A 26,236-nucleotide genomic window follows, 5' to 3' on the forward strand; every position below is an offset into this window, starting at 1 on the left:
GCTCCTTAATTCAGTATCTGCACGGCAACGCCTGGCTGTACGCGCTGCGCACCGTCAGTAATCGCGCGCTCACCGGGCTTTACGCCAGAGGCAACCCGGAACTGCTGGCCGATCTGCCCGGCAACCTTCAGCGAGCGCATTTCGACTTTGCCGTCAGCGTTAACCACCCAGGCAAAGTAGCCGTCGCCGTTCTGCTGTACGGCGGCTGCGGGCAGCGTCAACACCGGCTGCTCGCTTGCCGGGCGCAAAAACACGTTCACATTGCCGCCGGGCAGTAGCTGATGGCGCGGATTGGCAAACTCGGCGCGCAGCATCACGCTGGCGGTGCGCGGATCAATACGGTTATCCACCGACGTCAGCTCGCCGCTGACGCGCTGACCGTTGCTGTCGATCAGCGCCTGCCAGGCCTGCTTCATCGCGCTGATATCCGCATGCTCTCCGGCTTTAGTGGCAAACGCGCCCTCTTCCAGCGCAAAGGCGATACGGATCGGATCAAGCTGCACCACCTCCACCAGCACGCCGCTGGCAGGATTCACCAGGCTACCGACGTGAAAGTTGCTGTGCCCCACGCGCCCGTCAATCGGGGAGGCGATACGGGTATAATTGAGGGTGACGTTACGCGTTTCGAGCCGGGCTTTCGCCTGCTCCAGCACGGCGCTGGCGACATCGCGCTGCATGCGCGCGTTATCCACGTCATGCCGACTGATGGCCTTGCTGCTGCCCAGGCTTTCAAAGCGGGAAAGCTGCTGCTGCGCCTGGCGCAGCGTGGCTTCAGCACTTTTTACTTCGGCCTGCGCCAGACGTACGGCGGTACGCGGCTCGGCGTCGTCCAGTTCGAACAGCACGTCGCCTTTTTTCACATACTGGCCGTCGCGGAAGTGGATTTTGGTGATGACGCCCTCCGTACGCGCGCGCAGTTCCACGGTATGGATAGCCTCGATGCGACCCGGGATCTGGCGCTCGGCAGCGTGGGCGGTCTGCTCCACGGCGGCAACGCGAACGGGAATGGCCGCGGCGAATGCGGGCGGCAGGGTAGCGGCGAGGAGCGCGAACAGAAGTGGGAATTTCATGGGAATACCTCGGCGTTGTTTTCCCTCACCCCGGCCCTCTCCCACAGGGAGAGGGCGGTCAGAGTCCCCTCTCCCCGTGGGAGAGGGTTAGGGTGAGGGCAAAAGGTTATGCAGCCTTACGGAACCTGCGGGTCAGTCGCTTCTCGATTTCGACGACGAAGAACATCACCCCCGCCACCGCCAGCGTCACGAACCAGTAGCGCAGCGGCAGCGCTTCAGTGCCGAACAGCATCTGCATAAACGGCAGGTAGATAATCGCCGCCTGGAGCAGGAACAGTACGCCCGTGACCAGCCAGATCCCTTTGTTCGCCAGCAGGCCGCGGTTCAGGGAGAACCCGTCGGTGTTGCGGCAGTTAATCATGTATACCCACTGGGCGCAGACCAGCATCTGCAACAGCACGGTGCGGATGAACTCCGCGCTGTGGCCGCGCGGGGCCAGCCACGCTTCCAGCGCAAAGGCGGCGATGGCAATCATGGTGCCGACGAACGCCACGCGCCAGACGGCGTAGGCGTCCATCACGTGCTGCCCGGTCTGACGCGGCGGACGGCGCATAATGTTGCGCTCGGCGGCTTCAAAGGCCAGGCCGAAGGAGAGCGTGGCGGAGGTCGCCATGTTCATCCACAAGATAAGTACCGGCGTCAGCGGAATGATATTTCCCGCAAGCAGCGCAATCACAATCAAGAGCCCCTGCGCCAGGTTGGTCGGCATGATGAACAGGATGGTCTTCTTCAGATTGTCGTAAACGCGACGTCCCTCTTTCACCGCGCTGGCGATGGTAGCGAAGTTATCGTCCGTCAGGACCATGTCCGCCGCTTCTTTGGTCACTTCCGTGCCTTTAATGCCCATCGCGATGCCGACGTCCGCCTGGCGCAGCGCCGGGGCATCGTTCACCCCGTCACCGGTCATGCCGACGATTTCACCTTTGTCCTGCAACGCTTTCACCAGGCGCAGCTTATGCTCCGGGCTGGTACGGGCAAAAATGTCATACTTCACCGCCGCGTCCGCCAGCTCCGCGTCGTTCATTTTCTCGAGCTGGTAGCCGGTCACCGCCTGCTCGCTGTTGGCGATCCCCAGCATCTGGCCAATGCTCATCGCCGTCTGCGGGTGATCCCCGGTGATCATCTTCACGCGGATCCCTGCCTGCTGGCAGGCGTTAATCGCCTCAATCGCTTCCGGACGCGGCGGATCCATCATCCCGGCGATGCCGAGGAAGATCAGACCGTGACTCAGGTCATCGTGAGTTAATGCCTGCTCACCGTTCGCTGGCTTGAACGCCGCGGCAACCATGCGCAGCCCCTGACGCGCATAGCGTTCCATCTCCGTTTCCCAGTACGCGCGCTCAAAGGTTTCCGCACCGTTGCGGGTCTGCTGCTGCTCACACAGGGCGAAAATGACGTCCGGCGCACCGGTGATCAGGATCTGCTCCTCGCTACCAATCTGGTAGTGGGTGCTCATGTACTTGTACTGCGAGTCGAACGGGATCTTGTTAATCAGCGTGGTCATGACAGGCGCGAGGTGGGCTTTCGCCGCCAGCACCTTCAGCGCGCCCTCGGTCGGCCCGCCGGTGATGCCCCACAGGCCGCGCTCGTCCTGAATCAGCTGGCTGTCGTTGCACAGGTCGATGGTGCGCAGGTACTGCTCCAGCACGGTGCCCGGCTGGATCTGCACCGGCTCGTCGCTGCCTTCGAGATAGATGTTCCCCACCGGTTCGTAGCTGTTACCGTCCACGCGGTAGCAGGCGTCCGCGGTGATGATGGCTTTCACCGTCATCTCGTTCATGGTCAAGGTGCCGGTTTTATCCGAGCAGACCACGGTCATCGCGCCCAGGGTTTCAACCGTCGGCAGCTTGCGGATAATCGCCCGCTTGCGCGCCATCGCCTGTACGCCCAGAGAGAGGATGATGGAGATAATCGCCGGCAGACCTTCCGGTACGGAAGCTACCGCCAGGCTAATAAGGGAGAGCAGCAGCTCACCCATCGGGATCTCGCGGAATACCAGGCTGAAGACAAACAGCGCGGCCATCATCGCCAGAATGATGGCGAAGATCGCTTTACCCAGCTTGTCCATCTGCACCAGCAGCGGCGTGCGGTGCTTTTCAATACCTGCCATCATCTGGTTGATGTGGCCGAGTTCGGTCTCCTGCCCCGTGGCAATGACCACGCCCACGCCGCCACCCGCACTTATCGTCGTACCGGAAAAGACCAGGTTGGTGCGATCGCCCAGCGGCAGCTCACCGTTCAATGGATTCGTGTGTTTATCCACCACGGTGGATTCACCGGTCAGAATCGCCTCTTCCACGCGTAAGTTATGCGCCTCAATTAAACGCATATCCGCCGGAATACGATCCCCGGCGCGTAATACAATAATATCGCCCGGGACTATTTCAGTTGTGGGTAGCGTTTCATGGATGCCGTTACGAATAACGCGCGCTTCGCTGGAGAGCATATTGCGAATACTCTTCAGGGATTTTTCCGCATTGCTTTCCTGAATATGCCCAATTAAGGCATTGATAACCGCCACGCCTAAAATAACCAGCGTATCAACCCAATGCCCCATTACCGCCGTTAATACGGCTGCCGCCAGCAGGACGTAAATCAGGACATCGTTAAAATGCGCGAGAAAACGCAGCCAGCCCGGCTTGCCTTTTTTCTCCGGTAACGCATTCGGGCCATGTTTTTGCAGACGCGCCTGCGCCTCGGTGCGGTCCAGGCCACTCGCCCGGCTCTGCGTCTGAGCAAGCACCTGCTCTACGGTCTGCTGGTACGCCTGCCCGCCTGCGGGTGACACATTCTGCGAGAGTTTTTTTTGGGTCATGGTATTTTTCCTTCAATATCCGGTGGACGGAAGCCGGAATTCCTTTCTGGCTTTAAATAATTCATTTTTACATCTTGCGGGTTAAATTGATCTACCGCAATATATTGACTGGCTGGTTATTCAAAACTGATTAAAAATTATTTCGATGCGTTGATTCTTACAAAATATTTCTAAACCAACACTAAACGAGGAGGAAGCATGTTTGGTATTTATCGCGGACGGCGCCTGGCGTTATACATTGTCGCAGCCATTGTTATTGCGACGTTAATTGGATATAGCACCTATAGCTTTGTAAAATTATTTTCGTGAGAAAGACGTTTATTTACATAACGCGAAATTAATTTAATCGCTCTGGGAATATTATCTGTTTTCTGTGATTAATTCGCGGAATAAAGAAGACTTGCGACGCTATTTTGCCTGCGGGGAATATATTGCTTTACGTTTCAGGATGCCGGACAATGACATTTTTAACTGACGATTAACATTACGATGAAACACCCGCTAGAATCGCTGCTCACCGCAGGGGGTATTTTGCTGATGGCCCTGCTTTCCTGCCTGCTGTTACCTGCGCCGTCGCTGGGTCTGGTGCTGGCGCAGAAGCTGGTTCAGACCTTTCATATGGTCGATCTGAATCAGCTTTATACCATTCTGTTCTGCCTGTGGTTTTTAGCGCTCGGCGCCATCGAATTCTTTATTCTGCGTTTCGTCTGGCGCCGCTGGTTTTCACTGGCGTCGTAAGCCAGTGAGATCGCGCATCCCGTGGATCAGCGCTTCACATCAGGCCGCGTAGTCGTGGCCGCTGGACCATGGGTGGAAACTGGCACGATAGCCTTTTTCCCTGAGCACCTGTTCTAATGCCTGCGTGATGCGATAAATGCCGCCGCCCGGCCCCGTGGTTTCAAACCTCCCGGCCTGTAACCAGAAGCGCACCGGATACGGTGGAGACTGTTGGTACTGACGCGTCAGCGAGCCAGGGGCGTTACCTTCCGGCGCCCACCAGGATGAACCGAAGAGGCTCAGCACGTTGCCAAACAGGCGCGGATAGCGCAACGCCACCCATGAAGAGGCAATTCCCCCGTAGCCACGGCAGCAGCGCTACATCGGCACCCGCTACGGCGATGCGAAGAACACCTTCAAGGTGCCATCGGTGGATCTGTATGACGCGATGCTCCGCTACGATCTGGGCGAGATGAACCGCAGCCTGAAAGGGGCAAGCGTGCAGTTCAACGTCAATAACGTGGCAGACACGAAGTATGTGGCGTGGTGCGCAAGCGATACGGCGTGTTTCTACGGGATAGGCCGAACGGTGACGGCGACGGTGAATTACAGCTGGTAAGCATGGTGCGGTCTGGCCCCTCACCCTGGCCCTCTCCCCGAGGGTGTAATCGTCCCCTCTCTCCTTTGGGGAGAGGGTTAGGGTGAGGGGATGTTTTTCAGTGCGCCCTGATATGATTCTCTTTGCGGTACGCCCCGGGCGGCTGGTTGAAGGTGCGGGTGAAGATGCGGGTAAAGGTCTGCTGCGAATCAAACCCGTAGCGCAGGCAAATATCGTACACGCGCTCGTCTGATTCACGCAGATCGCGTGCCGCCAGCAGCAGCTTGCGTTCGCGGATGTAGCGCCCCAGACTTTCACCTTTGTACTGCATAAACAGCCGCTGTAAATGCCATTTTGAGTAACCCGCGTGACGGGCAATCTCTTCGATGCGTAACGGCTGGTGCAGGTTGTCATCGATCCATTCGACTATCGTATCAATGACCTGAGCGGAAATCGTCATACTGCTCTCCCCCTCTGCTTCTTGCTTAAACATTATTCCCACCACGCGCGAAATTGTTGCGTGGAATCACCTATCCGCACGGGCTCGCCCAGCTCCGGCGTCAGCAGCCGGTAGTGCTTATCCTTGCTGGCTTTCGCCAGCTGGATCAGCGGATCGTTCCAGGTATGTTTCGCCAGCACAAAACGCCCGTTATGGCCCGGCACGACCGCTTTGGCACTGAGATCTGCCGAGGCCTGTGCCGTTTCCGCCGGGTGCATATGGATGTACTTCCAGTCCTGGTCGTACTGCCCGTTTTCCATAATGGCCAGGTCCACTCCGCCAAACTGCTCACCAATCGCTTTGAAGTGCGGGCCGTAACCGGAATCTCCGCTGGAATAAACCTTCTGCTCTGGGGTGACAAACATAAAGCTGCCCCACAGGGTCTGGTTGCGCTTAATGCCGCGTCCGGAAAAGTGGCGCGCCGGCAGCACGTGAACCGTCAGCGCATCGCTAATATGCACCGACTGATTCCAGTCGCGCTCAGTGACGATCGCGGGATCCATCCCCCAGTAGCGCAGATGCGACCCTACGCCAAGCGGGGTGACCACGCGCTTAACCTTCGGCAGCAGCGCCTTGATGGTCGCATAATCCAGATGGTCATAATGATCGTGAGAGATAATCAGCAGGTCGATCTCCGGCATGCTCTCCGCACGCCATGGATACTCCCCCGCAAACGCTTTATTGAGGAAAGAGAACGGCGCGGCGTAGCTGCTCAGAACCGGGTCGATCAGAATACGTTTTCCCGCCAGCTGCATATACCAGGAGGAGTGGCCGAGCCACACCAACGTGTCTTGTTCAGGCGACAGGCTCGCCAGCTCGGTTTTCACCAGCGGCAGCGGCCGCGCAGGACGGGCGTTTTCGGTTTTACGGGTCAGGAACTGCCACCACGCCACCAGCATATTTTGTTGCCCGGTAAAGCCCGGCGTAGGGAGCGTGTTGTGGAATTGCCCGTCGCGATAGTGCGGGGAGGCTTCCACTTCAGAGAGCTGCGCCCCCTGCGGCGGCTGGCCAAATCCGGCATTCAGTACAAAGGGTAAACTGGCAGCTGAAGCAATAATCATGACTAACACCACGCAGATGAATAGAGGCTTTTTCATTTCCTGACCCGCCAACGCGCCCCTTCCGATGGTTTGCGCGGGTGACACTTGATTATGAGTGAGTAGGCACTCATTATAGATGGGATGCTTACGCCGTCAAGAAGGTTTTCGATCTTTGACATTCCGCGTTGCAGCGTAACAAAGCACGTGTTTCAATCAGGGCTTTTACAATTGACGGGAGGAAAAATTTAGTGGCACGTCCGAAGAGTGAAGATAAAAAACAGGCCTTACTGGAAGCAGCAACGGCTGCGTTTGCCCAGTCAGGTATTGCCGCCTCAACGGCGTTAATTGCCCGTAATGCGGGCGTCGCTGAAGGGACCCTGTTTCGCTACTTTGCTACCAAAGACGATCTGCTGAATGCCCTCTACCTGCATCTGAAGCAGGATCTCTGCCAGACCATGCTGGCGAATCTCGATCGCACCATCACCGAGCCAAAAGAGCATACCCGTAATATCTGGAACAGCTACGTGGACTGGGGGATCCGTAATCCCGTTGCGCATGCGGCTATCCGCCAGATTGGGGTCAGTGAAAAGCTGAGCGCCGAAACGGAAATGGCGGTGAAAGAGATGTTCCCGGAACTCCATGAGCTGTGCCGTCGTGCGGTGCGCCCGGTGTTTATGTCGGATGAATTCAAAACGTTTGGCGATGCGCTGTTTTTATCGCTGGCCGAAAGCACGATGGAGTTTGCCACCCGCGATCCCTCCCGCGCCGTCGATTTTAAAGCCCTGGGTTTTGAGGTCATGTGGCGCGGACTGGCTCAGGAGGAGAGCGATGGACAGTAAATCCTTGCAGGAACACGCGAAGCGCGTCGCGCTGGAGATGCCTTTTACCGAACATTGTTGGCCTTTCGGCCCGGAGTACGACGTCTTCAAAGTGGGCGGGAAAATTTTTATGCTGATGGCAACCGCACACGGAAGGCCGCACGTTAGCCTGAAATCCGATCCGGAAAAGTCGTTGTTAAATCAGCAGATCTACCGGGGCGTGGAGCCCGGTTACCATCTGAATAAAAAGCACTGGATCTCTCTTTATGGCACGGACGACGTGACGCCTGAACTGGTCACCGACCTGATTACGGATTCGTGGAATCTGGTCGTTGATAAACTGCCGAAAAAAGACCAGAAGTGGATACGCCCCGCCTGATTGTTCGTCTGAGACGAACAGATTAAGCGCTCGAAATGCACTTATCTTTTGCCGCTTCGCGCGGTAATCTGCTCTCCTTTCGCGCCCGCGTACGGGCGAATTTTATCACCAGGAGTTGTTATGGATATTATTTCTGTCGCCCTGAAACGCCACTCAACCAAGGCGTTCGACCCAGCCAAAAAACTGACCGCAGACGAAGCGGAAAAAATTAAAACGCTGCTGCAATACAGCCCGTCCAGCACTAACTCCCAGCCGTGGCACTTTATTGTTGCCAGCACGGAAGAGGGTAAAGCGCGCGTGGCAAAATCCGCGGCGGGCACCTATGTGTTTAACGAACGTAAAATGCTGGATGCCTCTCACGTGGTCGTGTTCTGCGCGAAAACCGCGATGGACGATGCCTGGCTTGAGCGCGTCGTCGATCAGGAAGAGGCTGACGGCCGTTTCGCCACGCCAGAAGCAAAAGCCGCGAACCACAAAGGCCGCTGCTATTTTGCCGACATGCACCGCGTGGATCTGAAAGATGACGACCAGTGGATGGCGAAGCAGGTTTACCTGAACGTCGGCAACTTCCTGCTGGGCGTCGCCGCGATGGGCCTGGACGCGGTGCCGATTGAAGGCTTTGACGCGGCTATTCTTGATGAAGAGTTTGGCGTGAAAGAGAAAGGCTTCACCAGCCTGGTGGTGGTCCCGGTCGGGCATCACAGCGTTGAAGATTTCAACGCCACGCTGCCGAAATCTCGCCTGCCGCTGAGCACGATTGTGACCGAGTGCTGATAAAAATGGGCCGCTGCATGCGGCCCATTACGTTTTACTGATGACAAGCCTGCGATGCGGATGAACCTCACGATCGTTTCCCCAGGCAAAAGCAATCCAGCGCTCTTCCAGCTCAGCGTAAGAATTTACGGGCGTTAACGTCCACTCTTCTCCCACCGTACCGTCCGCCACGCTAATGCGATAGTTCATGGTAAACGCCCAGTCGATCATGCGCAGCCAGAACCGTTGCCCGTCCCCCGTTTGTTCGCTGTCAGAGACAACGATGTCGTATTCGCTTAGCACCCACTGAAAAAAGAGTTGTGGCAACCCACTTATCACGCGTTGATGAACGGCACGTGGAGTACGCCACACCATCACCTGCGTGGCGGCACCGTGGGGAAAGGTAATTTCTTTATGAAATGTAAGCTTTACGGCATACGCCGTATAAGGTTTGCCGTCATCGGTGGTCACGAGACGATATTCATCACCATAACGCGATTTCAGGAGCCGGTATCCCACAGGTAGCAGAAACCCCGGCAGATGAAAATCCACCGTGCCTCGTGCCAGGAACGCTTCGGTGTGTTCGACGTTTCGGGAGATAAGGCCGAGTTTTTGGCTGAAGTCTGCGGAATCAATCATCAGTGGCGACATTAGTTGTTTCTCATGGCGTGAGTATAGTCGACTTAATCCCTCATCGAAATGATGTCGATTCAGTCGGTTGGTTTACGTTAAACGCCACCTTATACCTGTTTCATCCGCTTAGCAGAGCCAGCTCTTATTCCCTGAAAACGCCTCGCAAAAAATTTATTTACCCTGCTCCGCCAGCCAGTCCATCGCCCTCTCCCCAGCCTCATCCACGGGTAAATAGACCAGCAGCCGCGATCCGTTTCGCGGCGCGGAGTACCAGTACATCTGCTGGAGATGAAAATCCCCCAGCTCGGGATGGGTGAACAGCTTGAGCTGGTTCTCCACGCCGCGCACGTCGTTACGCTGGTGCCACAGGGTTTTGAACTCTTCGGACACCGCAAAAAAACGCGCCAGCTTCGCTTCCCAGAGCGGGTCGCCCCGGTGCTCAGCCATGGCCGCGCGGAAGTAGGAGACGAAAATCGGCAGCACGTCGTCACGTTTGCCGAGCCGCGCGCGCCACGCCGGATGGGTGAGGAACAGGTAAATACAGTTGCGATCTTCCGGCGGGATGGCGTTGAAATCGACGCCCATCAGGTGGCCGAAGCTGTCGTTCCACGCCACGATATCGAAATTCGGTTTCTGAATACTGGCAGGTTTCGGCATCAGGGTATCCAGCAGGCGACGCGTGCCTTCGCTGATCCCCTCGCAGCACACCGCCTGCGGGGCTTCGCCCGGCGGCAAACCGGCGAGCACAAAAAGATGCCGGGCTTCGGTCGGGGTGCATTGCAGCGCTTTTGCGATGGCGGCCATCACCGCGCTGGACGGATTGACGTCCCGCCCCTGTTCCAGCCAGGTGTACCAGGTCACGCCAACGTCCGCGAGCATCGCCACCTCCTCTCGCCGCAGGCCCGGCGTGCGGCGGCGGCCGCTGCGCGGTAAGCCGAGCCGCTGCGGATCGAGGCTTTCGCGCCGGGCACGCAAAAACGCGCCCAGCTGCTTGCGGGTGTCATCCTGGAGAGAGGTGACAGGTTCAGACATCAGCGCCATAACATCTCCTGCATGGTAGTGCCAGTACCAGTATAACCAGGAACTGGTACCCGTTTATCAGATGGTTGATGCTACGACTCTACGCTGTTTGACGCAATGGAGTCACCATGAATACGTCAGTTGTTTCACCGGGTCGAGCGGGCCTGATAGTGCTGTTAACCGGCCAGATGCTGCCGCTGATTGATACCTCAATCACCAACGTGGCGCTGGATTCCATCACCCAGTCGTTATACGCCACCGCCACCGAGCTGGAGCTGATCGTCGCCCTCTACGGCGTGGCCTTTGCCGTCTGCCTGGCCCCCGGCAGCAAGCTGGGCGATAACCTTGGCCGCCGTCGCCTGTTCATGTGGGGCGTGGCGATCTTTGGCCTGGCCTCGCTGCTGTGCGGCATGGCGGGCAATATCGAACAGCTGCTTGGCGCGCGCATTATTCAGGGCGCGGGCGCCGCGCTGATCATGCCGCAAATTCTCGCGACGCTGCATGTGACGTTAAAAGGAACGGCACACGCCAGAGCGATCAGCCTGTTCGGGGGGATCGGCGGAATTGCGTTTATCGTCGGCCAGATGGGCGGCGGCTGGCTGGTGTCGGCGGACATCGCCGGGCTGGGCTGGCGCAACGCCTTCTTTATTAACGTGCCGATTTGTCTGGTGGTGCTGGCGCTGAGCCGTCGCTACGTGCCGGAAACCCGCCGCGATACGCCGTCGCGCATTGACTGGAGCGGCACGATCCTGCTGACGGCGATACTGTGCTGCCTGCTGTTCCCGATGGCGCTCGGCCCGCAGTGGCACTGGTCGTGGCCGCTGAAGGCTGCACTGCTGGCGATTGTGCCGCTGGTCTTTGTAATGGTGCTGAACGCGCGCAAAAAAGAGCGTGAGAATGCCCATCCGCTTATCGCGCCGCGCCTGTTGCAGCTGCGCAGCATCCGGTTTGGCGTGCTGATCGGAATACTCTTTTTCAGCGTCTGGTCCGGGTTCATGTTCTGTATGGCGCTGACCATGCAAAGCGGTCTGGGAATGGCGCCGTGGCAGTCCGGGAACAGCTTTATCGCGCTCGGCGTCACCTATTTTATTTCTGCCTGGTTCGCCCCACGCCTGATTGCCCGCTATAGCACCAGCGCCATCCTGCTGACCGGTCTTGCGATTCAGCTTGTCGGGCTGGTGGCGCTGATCGCCACGTTCCGTCACTGGGGAATGCAGAATACCGCGCTGACGCTGGCCCCGGCCACCGGGTTGGTGGGTTACGGGCAGGCGCTGATTGTAAACAGCTTCTACCGTATCGGGATGCGCGATATTCAGCCTGACGACGCGGGGGCCGCGAGCGCGATTTTAAGCACGCTGCAACAGGCTGCGCTGGGGCTTGGTCCGGCCATTTTCGGCGCGATTTTGCTGCACGGGCTGCAAAACCATCACGGTGATTACCCCCAGGCGGTCAACGTCTTCCTGATGGTGGAAACGGCCATGATGGGGGTGCTGGCGCTGGCCACGCTGCGTATGCGTCATCGTCTGTGTTTACCGGTCGTCAAGGCCTGTCCGGCGACAAAATAAAACTGCCTCAGTTTGCATAATAGATCCGCAGCCGCCATTATGGGGCTGCATCAATACAGGAGACGTTATGCAGGAATTAATTGCTCAGGTTGAAGAGTTAGGGATTGAAATTAATCACACCACCTCTTTAGTGATTATCTTTGGTATTATTTTTCTTACGGCCCTCATCGTTCATTTTATTCTGCACAAAGTGGTGCTGCGCGCATTCGAGAAACGCGCCCGGGCCAGCAGCCATTTATGGTTGCAGATCATTACGCAGAACAAGTTATTTCACCGTCTGGCGTTTACCCTTCAGGGGATAATCGTTAACGTCCAGGCGGTTCTGTGGCTGCAAAAAGGCAGCGAAGCGGCGGAATTACTCACCACCTGCGCGAAATTGTGGGTGATGGTTTATGCCCTGCTCTCCTTCTTCTCGCTGCTGGACGTGATATTCAATCTGTCGCAGAAAATGGCCACCGCTTCACAGCTGCCGCTGAAAGGGATATTCCAGGGCATCAAGCTGGTGAGCGCGATTCTGGTGGGAATATTAATTATCTCCCTGCTGATCGGCCAGTCACCCGCCATTCTGATAAGCGGCCTGGGTGCGATGGCTGCCGTTCTGATGCTGGTCTTTAAAGACCCGATACTGGGCTTAGTGGCCGGTATTCAGCTCTCCGCCAACGACATGCTCAAGCTTGGCGACTGGCTGGAGATGCCGAAATACGGCGCCAACGGGACGGTAACGGATATCGGCCTGACCACCGTTAAGGTGCGCAACTTCGATAACACCATCACCACGATTCCGACGTGGGCGCTGGTGTCCGATGCGTTCATCAACTGGAGCGGCATGTCCGCCTCCGGTGGTCGCCGCATCAAGCGCAGCCTGAATATCGACACCACCAGCATTCATTTTCTTGACGAGCAGGAGCAGCAGAAGCTGATCCAGGCGAAGCTGCTTAAGCCGTATCTGGCCGCGCGTCATGAGGAAATTAACCTGTGGAATCAGCAGAACGGCGAAGGGGAATCGGTATTAAACCTGCGCAAGATGACCAATATTGGCACCTTCCGCGCCTACCTGAATGAATATCTGCGTAACCACCCGCGTATTCGTAAAGATATGACGCTAATGGTGCGCCAGCTCGCGCCGGATGCCAACGGGTTGCCGATTGAAATATATGCCTTTACCAACACGGTGATCTGGGCGGAATACGAAGATATTCAGGCCGATATATTCGACCATATTTTCGCAGTGGTGGATGAATTTGGCCTGCGCATTCACCAGTCGCCAACCGGAAACGATATTCGCTCGCTGGCAGGCGTTATCGCCAGATAATCAGGCGCTGGCGCGGGAAATAAAGCGCCAGTCCATCATCACCCTTTCCGTGGGCGCATCCGGGTTATCGATTTTATTCAAGAGCAGATCGACCGCCTTGCGCCCGATATCCCGCGACGGCTGTTCAATGGTGGTGAGTGAAATCATCTCCGCCAGCTCGGTGCCGTCAAAGCCAACAACCGCGATATCTTCTGGCACCCGCAGCCCGGCCTGCTGAATGGCGCGCAACGCCCCCGCCGCCAGCGTATCGGAAACGGCAAACACCGCGTCCGGCGGGTTTGCTTTTAACAGGTTTTGCATCGCCGCCATACCCGCGCCGGAGCTAAGCTCACTGGCGTACTCAACCGCCTGATAGTCCAGATCCCGCAGGTGTATGACGCTCTTATAGCCCCGCTCGCGCAGACGGGCATATTTGTAGCTGAGGTCGTGGTTAATCAGCGCGATGCGTTTGCGTCCCCCGTCTGCAAGCTGGCTAACAACGTGCTGTGAGGCATCAACGTCATTAATCCCCACGCAGGACACCGCACCCGCATCCGCGTATTCGGCGCACTGTACCCACGGCGCGTTACCAATTAGCGCGGCCAGCTCCGGCAGTTTCGAGAACGCATCCATGGTGATAATGCCGTCGACGATTTTGCCGGACAGCAGACTTAAGCCCGAGCGTGAGCGCTCGATGTCCGAGCCGGAGTTGCACAGCAGAATGCGATAGCCGTTCTTTTCCGCCTCGGCTTCGATGCCCTTCACCACTTCGGCACAGAACGGGTTGGCGATGTTCGAGACCATCACGAGGATCATATAGCTGCGGGCGGTGCGCAGCTGACGCGCCAGCAGATTGGGCTGGTAGTTACTCTCCTGGATCGCCTGCAAAACGCGCTCGCGGTTTTTCGCCTTCACGGTATCGCTGTTATTCAGCACGCGGGAGACCGTTGCCACGGATACCCCGGCGAGTTGAGCGATTTTCTGAATTGACATAGCGACGATACATCCTGCGGTTAGCGTTTTGTGCAGGCTACCATAAATTGGTTGCCCGGCGAACCGGGCAATGCGTCAGGGTTCCACGCGCACCCAGCGCTGCTGCTGATGGCTTTTCACAATTGCATCAATGATATACATCACGCTGGCACCATCGTGGAAGGTCGCAAACACAGGGCGATCCGGCATCGTGCCCGCCTGCACGGCACGGTAAAACTGCACCATCATATTTTTAAAAGCATCCGGCCAGCCTTCAATGTGCCCGCCGGGGAAGTGGGCGCTGTCGGCCACATCACGGTTCATCAGGCCCGGATCGTCGCTGAGCATCTGGTTTGCCCGGGAGCAATGGCCGATCCACAGCTGCTGGGGGATTTCCTGATCCCACGCCACCGACTGCTCGCTGCCGTTAATTTCAAACATCAGGCGGTTTTTTCGCCCCGCACTCACCTGCGAGACGCTAAAGCTGCCCTTGCTGCCGTCGTCGAAACGAAACAGCACCGAGCCAAAGTCTTCGGTAGTGACCGGTTTGTCTTCATACTCCGCCTGCTCGTCATGGGAGAAGGTCTGATGACCGCCCGCGCTGGCCTTGCGCGTCGGCCAGACGATGGATAAATCAGCCATCACTTCGGTAATGCGCCTGCCGGTCACATACTGTACCGTATCGCACCAGTGGGAGCCGATATCCGCCACCGCCCGCGACGCGCCGCCGAGCGCGGCATCCACCCGCCAGTTGTAGTCGGTTTCCAGCAGCATCCAGTCCTGTAAATAGCTGCCGTGCGAGGCAAACAGCCGCCCGAGGGTCCCCGTCTGCATCATGCTCGCCGCCTGGCGCACCATCGCAAACTGGCGATAGACAAAACTCACGCCATGCACCACGCCCGCCTGCTCCGCCAGCGCTACCAGCTCGCGCGCCTCGTCCGGCGTCATGCACAGCGGCTTTTCGGAAAACACGTGCTTGCCCGCGCGCAGGATCTTGCGGTTAATTTCGGCATGCAGATGATTCGGCGTGCAGTTGTGCACTACGTGCAGATCGGGGTGCGCGAGCAGTTCTTCCACGCTGGCGTACGCGTGCGGCACGTTTAGCTGGCGCGCCTTTTCCTGCGCCTTAACAAGCGAGCCGTCGCAGAGCGCAACCACCTTTACAAAGCCGAGACGCCGCAGCGCCTCGATATGCGCCGGGCCGATAAACCCGCTGCCGATAATCCCGACGTTAATCATGGCTACCCCCAGCGGCGAAATCATCAAACGCCCGTCCGGAAACGGGAATAATGTGGCGGCGGATAAATTCGCAGCCTTCACTCGCGCCGGTATCGCCATCCTTCAGGCAGCACTCCCACTCCAGCACCGCCCAGCCGTCGTAGTCGTACTGGGTCAGCTTGCTGAAGATGCCTTTAAAGTCGATCTGCCCGTCGCCCAGCGAGCGAAAACGTCCGGCGCGGTTGATCCATGGCTGGTAGCCGCCGTAGACGCCGCTGCGCCCGCTGGGGCGGAGCTCCGCGTCCTTCACGTGGAACGCTTTAATGCGCGAATGGTAGATATCGATAAAGGCCAGATAGTCCATTTGCTGGAGCAGCATATGGCTCGGATCGTAGAGAATGTTGCAGCGCGGATGGTAGTTCACCAGCGCCAGAAAACGCTCGAAGGTTACGCCGTCGTGCAGATCTTCACCCGGATGCAGCTCAAAGCAAACGTCCACCCCTTGCTCGTCGAAGGTATCCAGAATCGGTCGCCAGCGGTTTGCCAGCTCCTCGAATGCCGCCTGAAAACGCTGCTCGTTATGCGGCGGCCATGGATAGAAAAACGGCCACGCCAGCGAGCCGGAGAAGGTGGCGTGCGCTTTCAGGCCCAATCTGGCGGAGGCGACCGCCGCCTGCTTCAGCTTTTCCGTTGCCCATGCCCGACGAGCCGTATCATTACCGCGCACGGCGGCGGGCGCGAAGTGATCGAACGCCTCGCTGTAAACAGGGTTTACCGCCACAAGCTGCCCCTCCAGATGGGTCGACAGCTCGCTGATGACCAGCCCGTGCGCGCCCAGCTTGCCGGTAATGTCATCGCAGTAGGCCTGGCTCTCTGCCGCTTTTTCGACATCAAAAATGTGCGGATGATTGCAGGGGATCTGCACCGCTTTGTAACCCTTCCCCGCCGCCCACCCTGCCAGCCCGTCGAGCGTGTTGAAGGGTGCTTCCCCGCCAATAAACTGCGACAGAAAAATGCCCGGTCCTTTCATTGTCCTCATACCCCCTCCTGAACGTTACGCCTTGTCATCGTCATACTTAAACGTGAGAAGGAAAATCAGCGCGATCGCCGCGGCTGCCACCGCCGGGATCCACCAGAATGTGACCCACGCCTGCGGCACGGTCTGCCCGGCCACCAGACGGTTATAAAGCGCGCCGGAAATCTGAGAGCCCAGCAGCATGCCGATGCCGTAGGTGAACATGACGATCATGCTTTGCGCCTGGCCTTTCACCTTTTCACCCGCCACGCGGTCGGTATAGATAAAGCCGACAACAAAGAAGAAATCGTAGCAGACGCCGTGCAGCAGAATGCCGAGATACAGCAGAATGCGTCCTTCCTCGCTCACGCCCAGCGCGAACATGGCATAACGCACGAACCACGCCAGCATGCCGATCAGAAGCATATATTTCACGCCCAGGCGACGGAACAGGAGAGGAATGACCAGCATGAAGACGATCTCAGACATCTGCCCGAAGGACATGGCGGTGCTGACGTCGGCAATACCGGCATCCGCCAGATACGAGGCGGTGTAGGCGTAATAGGTGCCAAGCGGGACGGAGATCAGCATCGCGCAGACGGAGAAAACAAAGAAATGGCGGGTTTTGAGCAGCGCAAAGGCATCGGCACAAAAGAGATCGCGCACCTTCACCGGCAGACCTTTCGCCGGGGCAGGCGTGTGCGGCAGCGTCAGGCTGTAGAGAGCAAGCAGCACGGAGCTGACCGCCGCCACCTGGAAGATGGTGACGCTGGACGCCACGCCGGTGACGCCGATGAAAATTCCCGCCACGATCCAGCCGATGGTGCCGAACACCCGCACCACCGGGAAGGTTTTATCCACGTTCGCCAGGCTGTGAAACGCGATGTTGTTGGTCAGCGCCAGCGTCGGCATGTAGCAGAGCGTGTAGCCAAACAGCAGGCCAATCAGCAGCGCGCCGTTCTCGGCAATCAGCGCCCCCGGCACGAACCAGAGGATCGCCGCGCCCGCGAGGTGCATCACCGCCATCACCTTCTGCGAGGCGAAGAAGCGGTCCACCAGCATCCCGAGCACGAACGGCGAAAGAATGGAGGCGATAGGCCCGGCGGAGAACGCGTCGCCAATCAGCAGAGACATATTGTGTTGGGTAATCACCAGGCCAAGCGTGACCGACCAGCTACCCCAGATAAAAAATTGCAGAAACATCATCAGCGACAGACGCGGCACCAGCAGCCGATGCTGTGTTATCGCCTTTTCACTACTTTCAGTTGACACCATGATAAGCCTCACCCGGAAAAAGTAATCGATTACAAATTCGTTCAAATGAAAAGTAATCGATTACAAAATAAAGATCCTGTGGATCAAAACAGAATTGGGAGGGGTGTCACGATAAAGGTCGATGTATGACAAAACGAGGCGTTCTGATTGTCACTATAGCCAATAGGCTATAAAATTATGCAGCCAGGAAGCTAAAGGAGAAACGATGTGGAATGTCGAGACAACGGACAGATTTGATCAATGGTACTTTGAACAAACAACAGCATTAAAAGAAGATGTGCTGGCGATGATGCATATTCTTGCTGAGTTTGGCCCAACGCTTGGGCGGCCATACGTAGATACTGTGAAGGCTTCAGCCTATGCGAACATGAAGGAATTACGGATTCAACATGCGGGAAATCCCATCAGAGCCTTTTTTGCTTTTGATCCTGACCGTAAGGCAATTGTGCTCTGTGCTGGAGACAAAACCGGTTGCAATCAAAAACGGTTTTATAACGAAATGATTACGCTGGCTGACGTTGAGTACAGCAGACATCTGGCGGATAAGGAGGCCATATGGCAACGCTAAAAGAACTCATGGCACATCAGAGCGCGGAAAGTCAGGAGCGTATTGCGGCTAAAGTTGATGTAATACGCAGAGTTGTTGCCCTGAACCAACTGCGGGAAGAGCTCAATATTTCGCAGACAGAACTGGCCGCGGCAATGGGGGTAAAACAACCAACTGTGGCAAAAATCGAACAGCCGGGAAACGATCCCCGGCTTTCAACACTCAAACGCTATGTCAGTGCGCTCGGCGGTGAAATGAGCATTGATGTGACGTTACCGAATGGGAAACGAATAGCGTTTCAGATTTGATATTGCACATTCAAAGCCGGGTGGCGGCTTCGCCTGACCCGGCCTACAAAATAATAACGGCCACGAACAAATAGGCCCGGTAAGCGCAGCGCCACCGGGCGTGAAGGCAGGTGCGGTCTGGTGCCCTCACCCCGGCCCTCTCCCACGGGGAGAGGGAGAAAAGCAGATCATTTTTTACGGGATAATTTAAACGCAATAAACAGGAACACCACCCACACCGGCAGCAGCATCGCTGAGAGACGCATCTCATCCATCGTGCACATCAGCACCAGAATCAGCCCCAGGAACGCGATACAGATATAGTTCCCTGCCGGGTAAAGCAGCGCTTTAAACTGCGTCTCGCGCCCCTTGCGGCGCATCGCCGCGCGAAAGCGCAGGTGCGCCAGGCAGATCATGATCCAGTTCAGCAGCAGCGTGGCGACAACCAGCGCCATCAGCAGGCCAAACGCCGCTTTCGGCAGCAGGTAGTTGATTAGCACCACGAATGACGTAATCGCACCGGAAAGGAACAGCGAATTGATCGGCACGCCGCGACGGCTGACGCGGGTAAGGAACTTCGGCGCGTTGCCCTGTACGGAGAGGCCAAACAGCATGCGGCTGTTGGAATAAACCCCGCTGTTGTAGACCGACAGCGACGCCACCAGTATGACGAAGTTCAGCGCCGAGGCCACCACGTTACTGTTCATATCGTGGAAAATCATCACGAACGGACTGCTGTCCGATTTCACTTCTACCCATGGATAGAGCGCCAGCAGCACCACCAGCGAGCCGATATAGAACAGCAGGATACGGTACACCACCTGGTTGACCGCTTTCGGAATGCTTTTGTGCGGATCGCGCGCTTCAGCCGCGGTGATGCCAATCAGCTCCAGCCCGCCGAAGGAGAACATGATGACCGCTAGCGAGAGGATCAGCCCTTTCCAGCCGGTCGCCAGGAAGCCGCCGTGCTGCCACAGGTTGTCGATGCTCGCACGCTCGCCGCCGTGACCGGAGAACAGCAGCCACAGGCCAAAGCCGATCATCCCGATAATCGCCAGTACCTTGATCAGCGCAAACCAGAACTCGGTTTCGCCATACAGGCGTACGTTAACCAGGTTAACGGCGTTAATAATGATGAAGAAAGCAGCCGCCCAGATCCACGTCGGAATATCCGGGAGCCAGTACTGCATGTAGATGCCTGCGGCGGTTAGTTCGGCCATCCCCACCAGCACGAACATCACCCAGTAGTTCCAGCCGGAGAGGAAGCCTGCGAATGGGCCCCAGTATTTATAGGCAAAGTGTGCGAAGGAGCCTGACACCGGCTCTTCAACGACCATTTCGCCAAGCTGGCGCATGATCAGGAAGGCGATAACCCCGGCGATGCCATACCCCAGCAGAACCGCAGGGCCAGCCATTTGAATGGCGGGGCCGATGCCGAGAAACAGCCCGGTACCGATCGCGCCGCCGAGAGCAATTAACTGAATATGTCGATTTTGCAAACCACGTTGCAGCGTCGGATTCTGATCCGACGTGGCTTCAGCGCTACCATGGCCTGAAGCGGATGACGCGTCTTTCACGCCCTACCCCTGTCTCTTTTTTAGAAGGGGCACGTTTTAACACTTCATGCTGGTGGTAGCAAGCTTAACGCCGGGCCAGCGCATGCGCCCGGCGGATAAACGTTACGAGCCGATGATCCCGCCGTCCGCTTTGACGATCACCACCGTTGACGAACGCGGGCGTCCGTTCGGGCTGGCGTCTGGCCAGTTGGAGACGGCACGCGGATTGCCCGGGTCGGTAATATCATCCCCGCCCTCCCCCGGATGCTGAATATTGATAAACAGCGTCCGGTTGTCCGGCGTAAACGCAATGCCGGTAATTTCACACCCGCGCGGGCCGGTCAGGAAACGGCGATACTCGTTGGTGCCCGGAATGGTGGCCACCATCTGGTTATTGCCCATTCCCTCGTACGCTTTCTTGTTAATGGTGCTGGAAGAGACGTCGGTCTGGATCCACAGAACGCCCTGATGATCGAACGACAGGCCATCCGGGCTGCCGAATGCCGCGCCCTGCATAGAGCCTTTAGACTTCGGATCGTCGCTGTCTGTGCGCCCGGCCATGACCAGTATATCCCACTTGAAGCGTGCGGCAGCAGGATCGGCCCCCTCTTCGTGCCAGTGCATAATATGACCAAACACGTTACTGGCACGCGGGTTAGCGGCATCGACGGGCGCTTTGCCCTCTTTCCCGCGATCGCTGTTGTTGGTGAGCGTGCAGTAAACGCTGCCGCTGGCGTGCGGATCGACGGCTATCCACTCCGGGCGATCCATTTTTGTCGCGCCCACCACGTCTGCCGCCAGGCGGGTTTTAATCAGCAGATCGCCCTGGCTTTCGAAACCGTGGCTTTTATCCAGGCCGTTTTGCCCGAAGATCAGCGGCAGCCAGTCGCCGCTCCCGTCTTCGTTGAACCTGGCGACGTACAGCGTACCGGATGTCAGCAGCTGCATATTGGCTTCGCGGTTTGCGGGATCGTATTTTTTGTCCGAGACGAATTTATAGATGTATTCGAACTTCTGATCGTCCCCCATATAGACCACCACGCGATTATCGGCCGCGAGCGTAACGGCTGCCCCCTCATGCTTGAAGCGGCCGAGCGCAGTGTGCTTGCGCGGAGTGGAGGTCGGGTCGTAGGGATCAATCTCTACAACCCAGCCAAACCGGTTAGGCTCGTTAGGGGTTTTATCGACGCTGAACCGCTCATCCACCTCGTTCCAGCGGTACGATTCATCGCTGTCGCTGATGCCGTAGCGTTTTTCCAGCGGGTTAAGCTCGGCTTTTTTTACGAAAATGTCCGACCAGTTCTCCTCGCAGGTAAGATAAGTCCCCCACGGCGTATGGCCATTGGCGCAGTTTTGCATGGTGCCCAGCACGCGTTCCCCCTGCGGGTCGGCGGCGGTTTTCATTAAATTCTGGTGCCGCGCCGGGCCGGTAAGCTGCATCGGGGTATTGACGGTAATACGCCGGGCGAAGGAAGACGGACGCACCACCTCCCAGCCGCTGCCCGTTTTTTTCACTTCCACCACCGACACGCCCATCGCGTTCTGCCCCTTGCGGGCTTTGTCGAGGCTCCAGTTCGCCGTACCGTCGGTAAACAGCATCCCGTTGTCGATGTATTCATGGTTCAGCGCCAGCAGGCCATGCTCCGGGTTTTGCTCCCCCTGCGGCAGGCTAAACCACGCCATGCCGTCGTGGTGCATCCCCGCCTGCACGGCCTGCTCATCCGTGGTGTTGCTGGCGTCCAACTTAAACGCCGGCATATTATTTTTGATCCCCGTCGGATCACCCCAGCGATAGAAAGGACGGGCAATATAGCCTTCCGGCACCCTGACCGTATCTTCTGTGGAGACGTCGATGCTGGTAAACCCAAGCGACACCGCTTTTGCCAGCGCGGACGGCTTCGATACCGCGGCAACGGCGCTCTCAGGTTTGATCAAAAAGGGAAAGGAAACGGCAGCACCCGCGACGGCCCCCATCTGGAGAAAACGGCGTCGGGAGAGGAAAACCTCTGCAACTTCGGAGAATATAGGGTTAGCGCTGCGGTTAGTGATGTCGTCGCGATGTTCTTTTTTAAAAACGGATTTGAGGGGTCTGCCCATAGTGGCTTCCTGTCATTGGCCAAGAGGTAAGGTATTGGCGACCAGTGTAAGAAGCTTTTGTTACAATTTTATAACACGATAACAACGGGATTGGGGCGTCCCTGCCCCGGATAACGAGGTGGAACGCTTAGAACTCGTAGCCAACCGAGACCTTAAAGGTACGCGGTTCGCCCTGCGTAATGTAGGTGCCGGAATCGTCCACGCTGGCCCAGTAGTTTTCGTTGGTCACGTTGTCGATACCCGCGCGCACGGTCATCTGGTTTTCATTATGGTTTACCGCGAAGCGATAGCGCATGCCCAGATCCAGCGTGGTGTAGCTGTCCAGCTTTTTGCTGTTCGCGAGATCGGCATACTGCGTGCCGGAGTGGTTAACGCGTGCGGTGGCGGTCAGGCCCTCAATCGGCTTGATGTCGTACTCAGCCCCCAGCACGGCGTAGAAGTTCGGAATACCAATGGCATCATTACCCTGATTGACGCCATTTTTGGTTTTGGTCAGTTCGGCCTGTAGCCAGGTGGCGCTGGCGTTCAGACGCATCCCGAGCATGGGCTCGCCGAAGACGTTCACTTCCACGCCACGGTTACGCTGCTCAGCGTCCAGGCCGTAATGACCGCTGTCGTCGAGGATGGCCGACGGCATTTTGATCTCAAACAGCGCCAGAGAGCCGCCCACGCGACCAAAATCCGCCTTCACGCCCACTTCGTTCTGCTTAGAGTGAACGATACCGGTGCTCTGGCCGTAGTTGTTTGCTGAGCGAGGTGCGCTTTCACCGGGCTGCAACGCTTCGGTGTGGTTGGCGTAGAGAGAGATTTCCTCCCACGGCTTATAAACCACGCCGTAGGTTGGCATCCAGCGGCTGCCGTCAAAGCCGTCCGCATCGTTTTCCGCACCGGTAATTTTGTTATACCCGCGGATGACCACTTTCTGATGACGCGCGCCCGCGGTGAACAGAAGTTTGTCGTCCAGCACGCCCAGCGTATCGCTCAGCAGCCAGCCCTGGGTGCGGGTGCGCCCGCTGGTCAGCGGATCGCTGTATTTACCGCCTGAGCCGCTGAAGTTGGTGCTGTCCGGCATAGCAACGCCGGTGTTGTGGTAGATGTTGGTGGTCGGGTTATCCGCTGCGGCCGACATTTTCCACGCGATTTTTTCGTTTTTGGTCATTGCCGAATACCCGACGTTCACCTTGTGCGAGACGAAGCCGGTATTGAAATTACCGCGAATGCCCGCCATGCCGCTGACGGAATCGCTGATGCGGTTGGTATCGAGGCGGCTGACCGTGGCTTTGCCGCTTTTGTCGAGGAGCTTCGGCGCGCTGTAGATCCCTTCTTCGTGCGCGTGCTGCGCGCCGAGACCGGTATAGGCGGTCCAGCTATCGGTGATGTCGTACTCGCTACGCCACATCCCGAACTCGTTTTCAATGTTGCTGTAGGCCCACTTCTGCGAGAAGTTGCGATCGTTTTTCGGTGGTTCAGGCACGAAGTCCACCGCCGAGATGTTGACGCTGGTCGGGCTGCCGTGGAAGGTTTTCTTCTGATAGCCCAGATCCAGCGAGGTGCGGAAACGGTCGCCTTTGTAATCCAGACCGGTAGAAAGCAGCGTGGTGCGGCGGCGGTCGTTCGGTACGCCGGTTTCGCCTTCACGATGCACAAGGTTCACCCGCGCGCCAAACTGGTCGTTATCGCCAAAGCGACGGCCCGCATCCAGCGTGGTGCCAAACTGCGAATCCGAGGTGTAGTCGACGCCCACTTTCGCCTGCGGGGTGTCGCCCGCATGTTTTGGCTCAAGGTTGATCATCCCGCCCACACCCGAACTTGCCGCGCCGTTCATCAGGGAGTTAGCCCCTTTGAAGATCTCGATGCGGTCGACCATCTGGGCATCCACCACCTGACGCGGCAGCACGCCGGACAGGCCGCCAAACGTCATGTCGTCGCCGTCAAACTTCAGGCCGCGAATGCGGAAGGTCTCCGCGCTGTTGCCGTAACCCTGAACGAACTGCACCCCTGCATCGTTAGCAACCACGTCGGCAATGGTTTTTGCCTGCTGATCTTCCACCAGCTTTGAGGTGTAGCTGATGATGTTGAACGGCACGTCCATGGCGTTCTGCTGGCCGAGCATCCCCATGCGCCCGCCGTTCGCCACCTGTCCGTCGAGAAAGGCAGGTACCAGCTGGTCGCCGCCGGGTTTGAAATCACTCCCCGCCGTGGACTGGACGACGATGGTATCCTCTTTTTTCTCATCCGCCGCCAACGCGGAGTGGGTAACCGCGCCGATGGCAATCGCCAGCAGCGTTTTGTGCATTGTGGTGTTGTTCATAATGAGCTCTTAACGTGCGCGCAAAAAATGACCCGTTGTCGGGCATTATATTTATTAAAAGAAAATGCAAATGAGAACTATACGCATTATATATACGTAATCAAGTCGCAATGGACATCTCTGAGCAGAAGAGGAAAGAGACAATGATGACAGGAGAAATGGAGCGCAGCCCTCCCCCAAACAGGGGAGGGTGCTAAGCGATTATTTTTTCTTGTAAATATCGGCAGTGCCGTGGATCTTGTTGTTGGTATTACCGGAAGTCAGCACCAGCACATCAGCACCCTGCTTATCGGCTTTCTCGATCAGCTCTTTTTTCGCATCATCTACCGATACTTCATTGGAAGTGTTAACAGTACCTATTTTTTCATACTGTGATTCAACTTTCTCAAACTCGTTTTTCGTCAGCAGTTCAGCCGCAAAGGCATTGGTGGTAAACAGAAATGCAGCGCCCATCACAATAGCAGTCGTTTTTTTCATAAACTTTTTCCTTGAGATTAATCAGCAACTACAAAAGCCCCACCAGTGGGAGTGAGGTGTTATGAGCATGGTAGAGGAATAGCAAAATTGCCACAGCGAAAGAAAAATACTGTTATAACAGTAAATTGCGCTGAGAAAAATGTGCGTTAACGCCATTAACGTGGTGTGTGTTTCATGGGGGAAATCAGCAGGACGTCATGCAGGCAGAAATCTGTGAAATTTAATGGCACGCCCTGTAGGATTCGAACCTACGACCTACGGCTTAGAAGGCCGTTGCTCTATCCAACTGAGCTAAGGGCGCACGGAGAAGAGAGTACTTCGCGGTGGTGAAACGCCTGGAATTATACGGTCAATGCGTAGTGAGTCAATGCCTTTTCCTCCTTCTCTGGCGATAATGACTAGCTGTTTGTAAATACGGCTATTTTTTCAACATTTATCCCTCTTTTACGGGCTGCGAAAAGGCTTAGCCGCTTTTAAGTAACGCCTGCTGTTTTCCTGTTTGTTTCGCCTTCACACTGTCCTGCGGTATCCCGGCCGCCAGGAGGCTGGAAGTGAACAGGACGACGGAGTGACAGCGCCAGACCAGACGGATTTCCCTTCGCGCGTGCAGCACATCTCGCGCGACATTCAAGGCATCAAGCTTGAACCCATTGTCGCCCTCTCCTCTTCGCGCACGATAGGGGCCGAAGTGCTCAGCGTGCTGACGCCGCATCAGCAAAGTGAAGCCTTTTTCCGCGACGGGTCCCCCGCCCGGGCGCTTATGCTGCTGGAAGCACAGATCGCAGCGTTAAAAAACCCCATCCCCTGTGACAACCTTTTCATAAATTTGCCGATAACCGTTCTGACCATACCGGAAATGTTCCAGCGTTTGCTGCAACTGAATAGCCCACCGCTGAACATTGAACTCGTGGAGCCTGCCTCGTTCTTTTCACTCTCAGACCCGGCAGGTCTGAGGGTGAGTTGTGCGCTTCAGCAACTGACCACGCAGGGACACCGGATCTGGCTGGATGATATTGATGAAGCGTCAGGGAGTGCATTTTTATCCTGCCGCCTGCCGTTAAGCGGAATAAAAATCGATAAAATCGCATTCTGGCGTTTACGTGCAACGCCGGCGCTGACACAGCTGGTCACACTTTGTTCAAAAATCGCTGCAAATGTGCTTATTGAAGGCATTGAAACAGAATGGGATCGTGCATGTGCGCTTCAGGCTGGCGCCCGCTTCGGTCAGGGATATTATTGGCCATCCTGGAGATGGCAGGAGGACTGAACGGTCATCGCCAAGA

At 57.0% G+C, this 26,236-nt stretch carries 23 protein-coding genes, 1 tRNA gene and 2 pseudogenes; 10 read left to right on the forward strand and 16 right to left on the reverse strand.

Going from position 1 to position 26,236, the window contains the following annotated elements; translation table 11 throughout:
* Positions 1 to 5: 5 nt before the first annotated feature.
* Complete coding sequence (locus G6Q29_RS05985; protein ID WP_165464906.1) at positions 6 to 1,070, reverse strand: efflux RND transporter periplasmic adaptor subunit; 1,065 nt, start codon at positions 1,068 to 1,070, stop codon at positions 6 to 8.
* A 106-nt stretch (positions 1,071 to 1,176) separates the two neighbouring features.
* Complete coding sequence (locus tag G6Q29_RS05990) at positions 1,177 to 3,885, reverse strand: cation-transporting P-type ATPase (protein ID WP_165464907.1); 2,709 nt, start codon at positions 3,883 to 3,885, stop codon at positions 1,177 to 1,179.
* 489 nt (positions 3,886 to 4,374) lie between these two features.
* Here G6Q29_RS05990 and G6Q29_RS05995 point away from each other — a divergent pair, with 489 nt between their 5' ends.
* On the forward strand, positions 4,375 to 4,623 hold the full coding sequence (locus tag G6Q29_RS05995; protein ID WP_165464908.1) for a DUF1158 domain-containing protein: 249 nt from the start codon (positions 4,375 to 4,377) through the stop codon (positions 4,621 to 4,623).
* Here G6Q29_RS05995 and G6Q29_RS06000 read toward each other — a convergent pair.
* A pseudogene (locus G6Q29_RS06000) lies at positions 4,609 to 4,965 on the reverse strand (alpha/beta hydrolase); the annotation flags it as partial. The gene G6Q29_RS05995 and the pseudogene G6Q29_RS06000 sit on opposite strands and share 15 nt — an antisense overlap.
* 13 nt (positions 4,966 to 4,978) lie before the next feature.
* Here G6Q29_RS06000 and G6Q29_RS06005 point away from each other — a divergent pair.
* Positions 4,979 to 5,221: pseudogene (locus G6Q29_RS06005) on the forward strand (TonB-dependent siderophore receptor); the annotation flags it as partial.
* 97 nt (positions 5,222 to 5,318) lie between these two features.
* Here the strand turns inward: G6Q29_RS06005 and G6Q29_RS06010 are convergent.
* Complete coding sequence (locus G6Q29_RS06010; protein ID WP_165464909.1) at positions 5,319 to 5,660, reverse strand: RamA family antibiotic efflux transcriptional regulator; 342 nt, start codon at positions 5,658 to 5,660, stop codon at positions 5,319 to 5,321.
* Positions 5,661 to 5,692: 32 nt separating this feature from the next.
* Positions 5,693 to 6,796, reverse strand: a complete 1,104-nt coding sequence (locus tag G6Q29_RS06015) for an MBL fold metallo-hydrolase (RefSeq protein ID WP_165464910.1) — start codon at positions 6,794 to 6,796, stop codon at positions 5,693 to 5,695.
* A 191-nt stretch (positions 6,797 to 6,987) separates the two neighbouring features.
* On the opposite strand from G6Q29_RS06015, the gene G6Q29_RS06020 reads away from it, so the two are divergent.
* From G6Q29_RS06020 to nfsB, 3 genes are all read left to right on the forward strand, one after another.
* A complete protein-coding gene (locus tag G6Q29_RS06020; RefSeq protein ID WP_165464911.1) occupies positions 6,988 to 7,578 on the forward strand; it encodes a TetR/AcrR family transcriptional regulator in 591 nt (196 codons plus the stop codon).
* Positions 7,568 to 7,936 (forward strand): MmcQ/YjbR family DNA-binding protein, encoded by a 369-nt coding sequence (locus G6Q29_RS06025; RefSeq protein ID WP_165464912.1) that lies wholly within the window; start codon positions 7,568 to 7,570, stop codon positions 7,934 to 7,936. The genes G6Q29_RS06020 and G6Q29_RS06025 overlap by 11 nt, the downstream gene beginning before the upstream one ends.
* A gap of 120 nt (positions 7,937 to 8,056) precedes the next feature.
* On the forward strand, positions 8,057 to 8,710 hold the full coding sequence (nfsB, locus tag G6Q29_RS06030) for an oxygen-insensitive NAD(P)H nitroreductase (RefSeq protein ID WP_165464913.1): 654 nt from the start codon (positions 8,057 to 8,059) through the stop codon (positions 8,708 to 8,710).
* Between the two features lie 27 nt (positions 8,711 to 8,737).
* On the opposite strand, the gene G6Q29_RS06035 is transcribed toward nfsB, so the two are convergent.
* Entirely contained in the window at positions 8,738 to 9,340 is a 603-nt protein-coding gene (locus tag G6Q29_RS06035; RefSeq protein WP_165464914.1) for a hypothetical protein, read from the reverse strand.
* A gap of 153 nt (positions 9,341 to 9,493) precedes the next feature.
* Complete coding sequence (locus G6Q29_RS06040) at positions 9,494 to 10,363, reverse strand: helix-turn-helix transcriptional regulator (protein WP_148384863.1); 870 nt, start codon at positions 10,361 to 10,363, stop codon at positions 9,494 to 9,496.
* Between the two features lie 107 nt (positions 10,364 to 10,470).
* Here G6Q29_RS06040 and G6Q29_RS06045 point away from each other — a divergent pair, with 107 nt between their 5' ends.
* Positions 10,471 to 11,907 (forward strand): MFS transporter, encoded by a 1,437-nt coding sequence (locus G6Q29_RS06045; RefSeq protein WP_165464915.1) that lies wholly within the window; start codon positions 10,471 to 10,473, stop codon positions 11,905 to 11,907.
* A 67-nt stretch (positions 11,908 to 11,974) separates the two neighbouring features.
* Entirely contained in the window at positions 11,975 to 13,219 is a 1,245-nt protein-coding gene (locus tag G6Q29_RS06050; RefSeq protein ID WP_165464916.1) for a mechanosensitive ion channel family protein, read from the forward strand.
* On the opposite strand, the gene G6Q29_RS06055 is transcribed toward G6Q29_RS06050, so the two are convergent.
* The 4 genes from G6Q29_RS06055 to G6Q29_RS06070 form a co-directional block, all read right to left on the reverse strand.
* Positions 13,220 to 14,191: a LacI family DNA-binding transcriptional regulator gene (locus G6Q29_RS06055; RefSeq protein ID WP_045344575.1), complete on the reverse strand. Its 972-nt coding sequence runs from the start codon at positions 14,189 to 14,191 to the stop codon at positions 13,220 to 13,222.
* A gap of 75 nt (positions 14,192 to 14,266) precedes the next feature.
* Positions 14,267 to 15,409 carry a Gfo/Idh/MocA family protein gene (locus tag G6Q29_RS06060; RefSeq protein WP_165465084.1) on the reverse strand — a complete coding sequence of 381 codons (1,143 nt, stop codon included), beginning with the start codon at positions 15,407 to 15,409 and terminating at the stop codon, positions 14,267 to 14,269.
* Positions 15,402 to 16,427, reverse strand: coding sequence for a sugar phosphate isomerase/epimerase family protein (locus tag G6Q29_RS06065; RefSeq protein WP_165464917.1), 1,026 nt, complete (start codon positions 16,425 to 16,427; stop codon positions 15,402 to 15,404). The genes G6Q29_RS06060 and G6Q29_RS06065 overlap by 8 nt, the downstream gene beginning before the upstream one ends.
* A gap of 15 nt (positions 16,428 to 16,442) precedes the next feature.
* Positions 16,443 to 17,678: an MFS transporter gene (locus G6Q29_RS06070; RefSeq protein WP_165464918.1), complete on the reverse strand. Its 1,236-nt coding sequence runs from the start codon at positions 17,676 to 17,678 to the stop codon at positions 16,443 to 16,445.
* A 205-nt stretch (positions 17,679 to 17,883) separates the two neighbouring features.
* On the opposite strand from G6Q29_RS06070, the gene G6Q29_RS06075 reads away from it, so the two are divergent.
* Together G6Q29_RS06075 and G6Q29_RS06080 are read left to right on the forward strand one after the other, a co-directional pair.
* Complete coding sequence (locus G6Q29_RS06075) at positions 17,884 to 18,246, forward strand: type II toxin-antitoxin system RelE/ParE family toxin (protein ID WP_023332294.1); 363 nt, start codon at positions 17,884 to 17,886, stop codon at positions 18,244 to 18,246.
* The gene (locus G6Q29_RS06080) at positions 18,234 to 18,533 is read left to right on the forward strand and encodes a helix-turn-helix domain-containing protein (protein ID WP_165464919.1); all 300 of its coding nucleotides are present in this window, start codon (positions 18,234 to 18,236) and stop codon (positions 18,531 to 18,533) included. The genes G6Q29_RS06075 and G6Q29_RS06080 overlap by 13 nt, the downstream gene beginning before the upstream one ends.
* Before the next feature lie 167 nt (positions 18,534 to 18,700).
* Here G6Q29_RS06080 and pheP read toward each other — a convergent pair whose 3' ends face one another.
* The 5 genes from pheP to G6Q29_RS06105 all read right to left on the reverse strand — a co-directional run bounded on the left by pheP (position 18,701) and on the right by G6Q29_RS06105 (position 25,254).
* Positions 18,701 to 20,089 carry a phenylalanine transporter gene (gene pheP / locus G6Q29_RS06085; protein WP_165464920.1) on the reverse strand — a complete coding sequence of 463 codons (1,389 nt, stop codon included), beginning with the start codon at positions 20,087 to 20,089 and terminating at the stop codon, positions 18,701 to 18,703.
* A gap of 102 nt (positions 20,090 to 20,191) precedes the next feature.
* Positions 20,192 to 22,165, reverse strand: coding sequence for a PhoX family protein (locus G6Q29_RS06090; RefSeq protein WP_165464921.1), 1,974 nt, complete (start codon positions 22,163 to 22,165; stop codon positions 20,192 to 20,194).
* A 127-nt stretch (positions 22,166 to 22,292) separates the two neighbouring features.
* Positions 22,293 to 24,476 (reverse strand): TonB-dependent receptor, encoded by a 2,184-nt coding sequence (locus G6Q29_RS06095; RefSeq protein WP_165464922.1) that lies wholly within the window; start codon positions 24,474 to 24,476, stop codon positions 22,293 to 22,295.
* A 201-nt stretch (positions 24,477 to 24,677) separates the two neighbouring features.
* Positions 24,678 to 24,953 (reverse strand): DUF1471 family periplasmic protein YahO, encoded by a 276-nt coding sequence (yahO, locus tag G6Q29_RS06100; RefSeq protein ID WP_165464923.1) that lies wholly within the window; start codon positions 24,951 to 24,953, stop codon positions 24,678 to 24,680.
* A gap of 224 nt (positions 24,954 to 25,177) precedes the next feature.
* Positions 25,178 to 25,254: transfer RNA gene (locus tag G6Q29_RS06105), tRNA-Arg, on the reverse strand.
* Positions 25,255 to 25,557: 303 nt separating this feature from the next.
* On the opposite strand from G6Q29_RS06105, the gene G6Q29_RS06110 reads away from it, so the two are divergent.
* Complete coding sequence (locus G6Q29_RS06110; RefSeq protein WP_165465085.1) at positions 25,558 to 26,220, forward strand: EAL domain-containing protein; 663 nt, start codon at positions 25,558 to 25,560, stop codon at positions 26,218 to 26,220.
* Positions 26,221 to 26,236: the final 16 nt, after the last annotated feature.

This window comes from Enterobacter cloacae (assembly GCF_011078175.1).
GTDB lineage: Bacteria > Pseudomonadota > Gammaproteobacteria > Enterobacterales > Enterobacteriaceae > Enterobacter > Enterobacter cloacae_Q.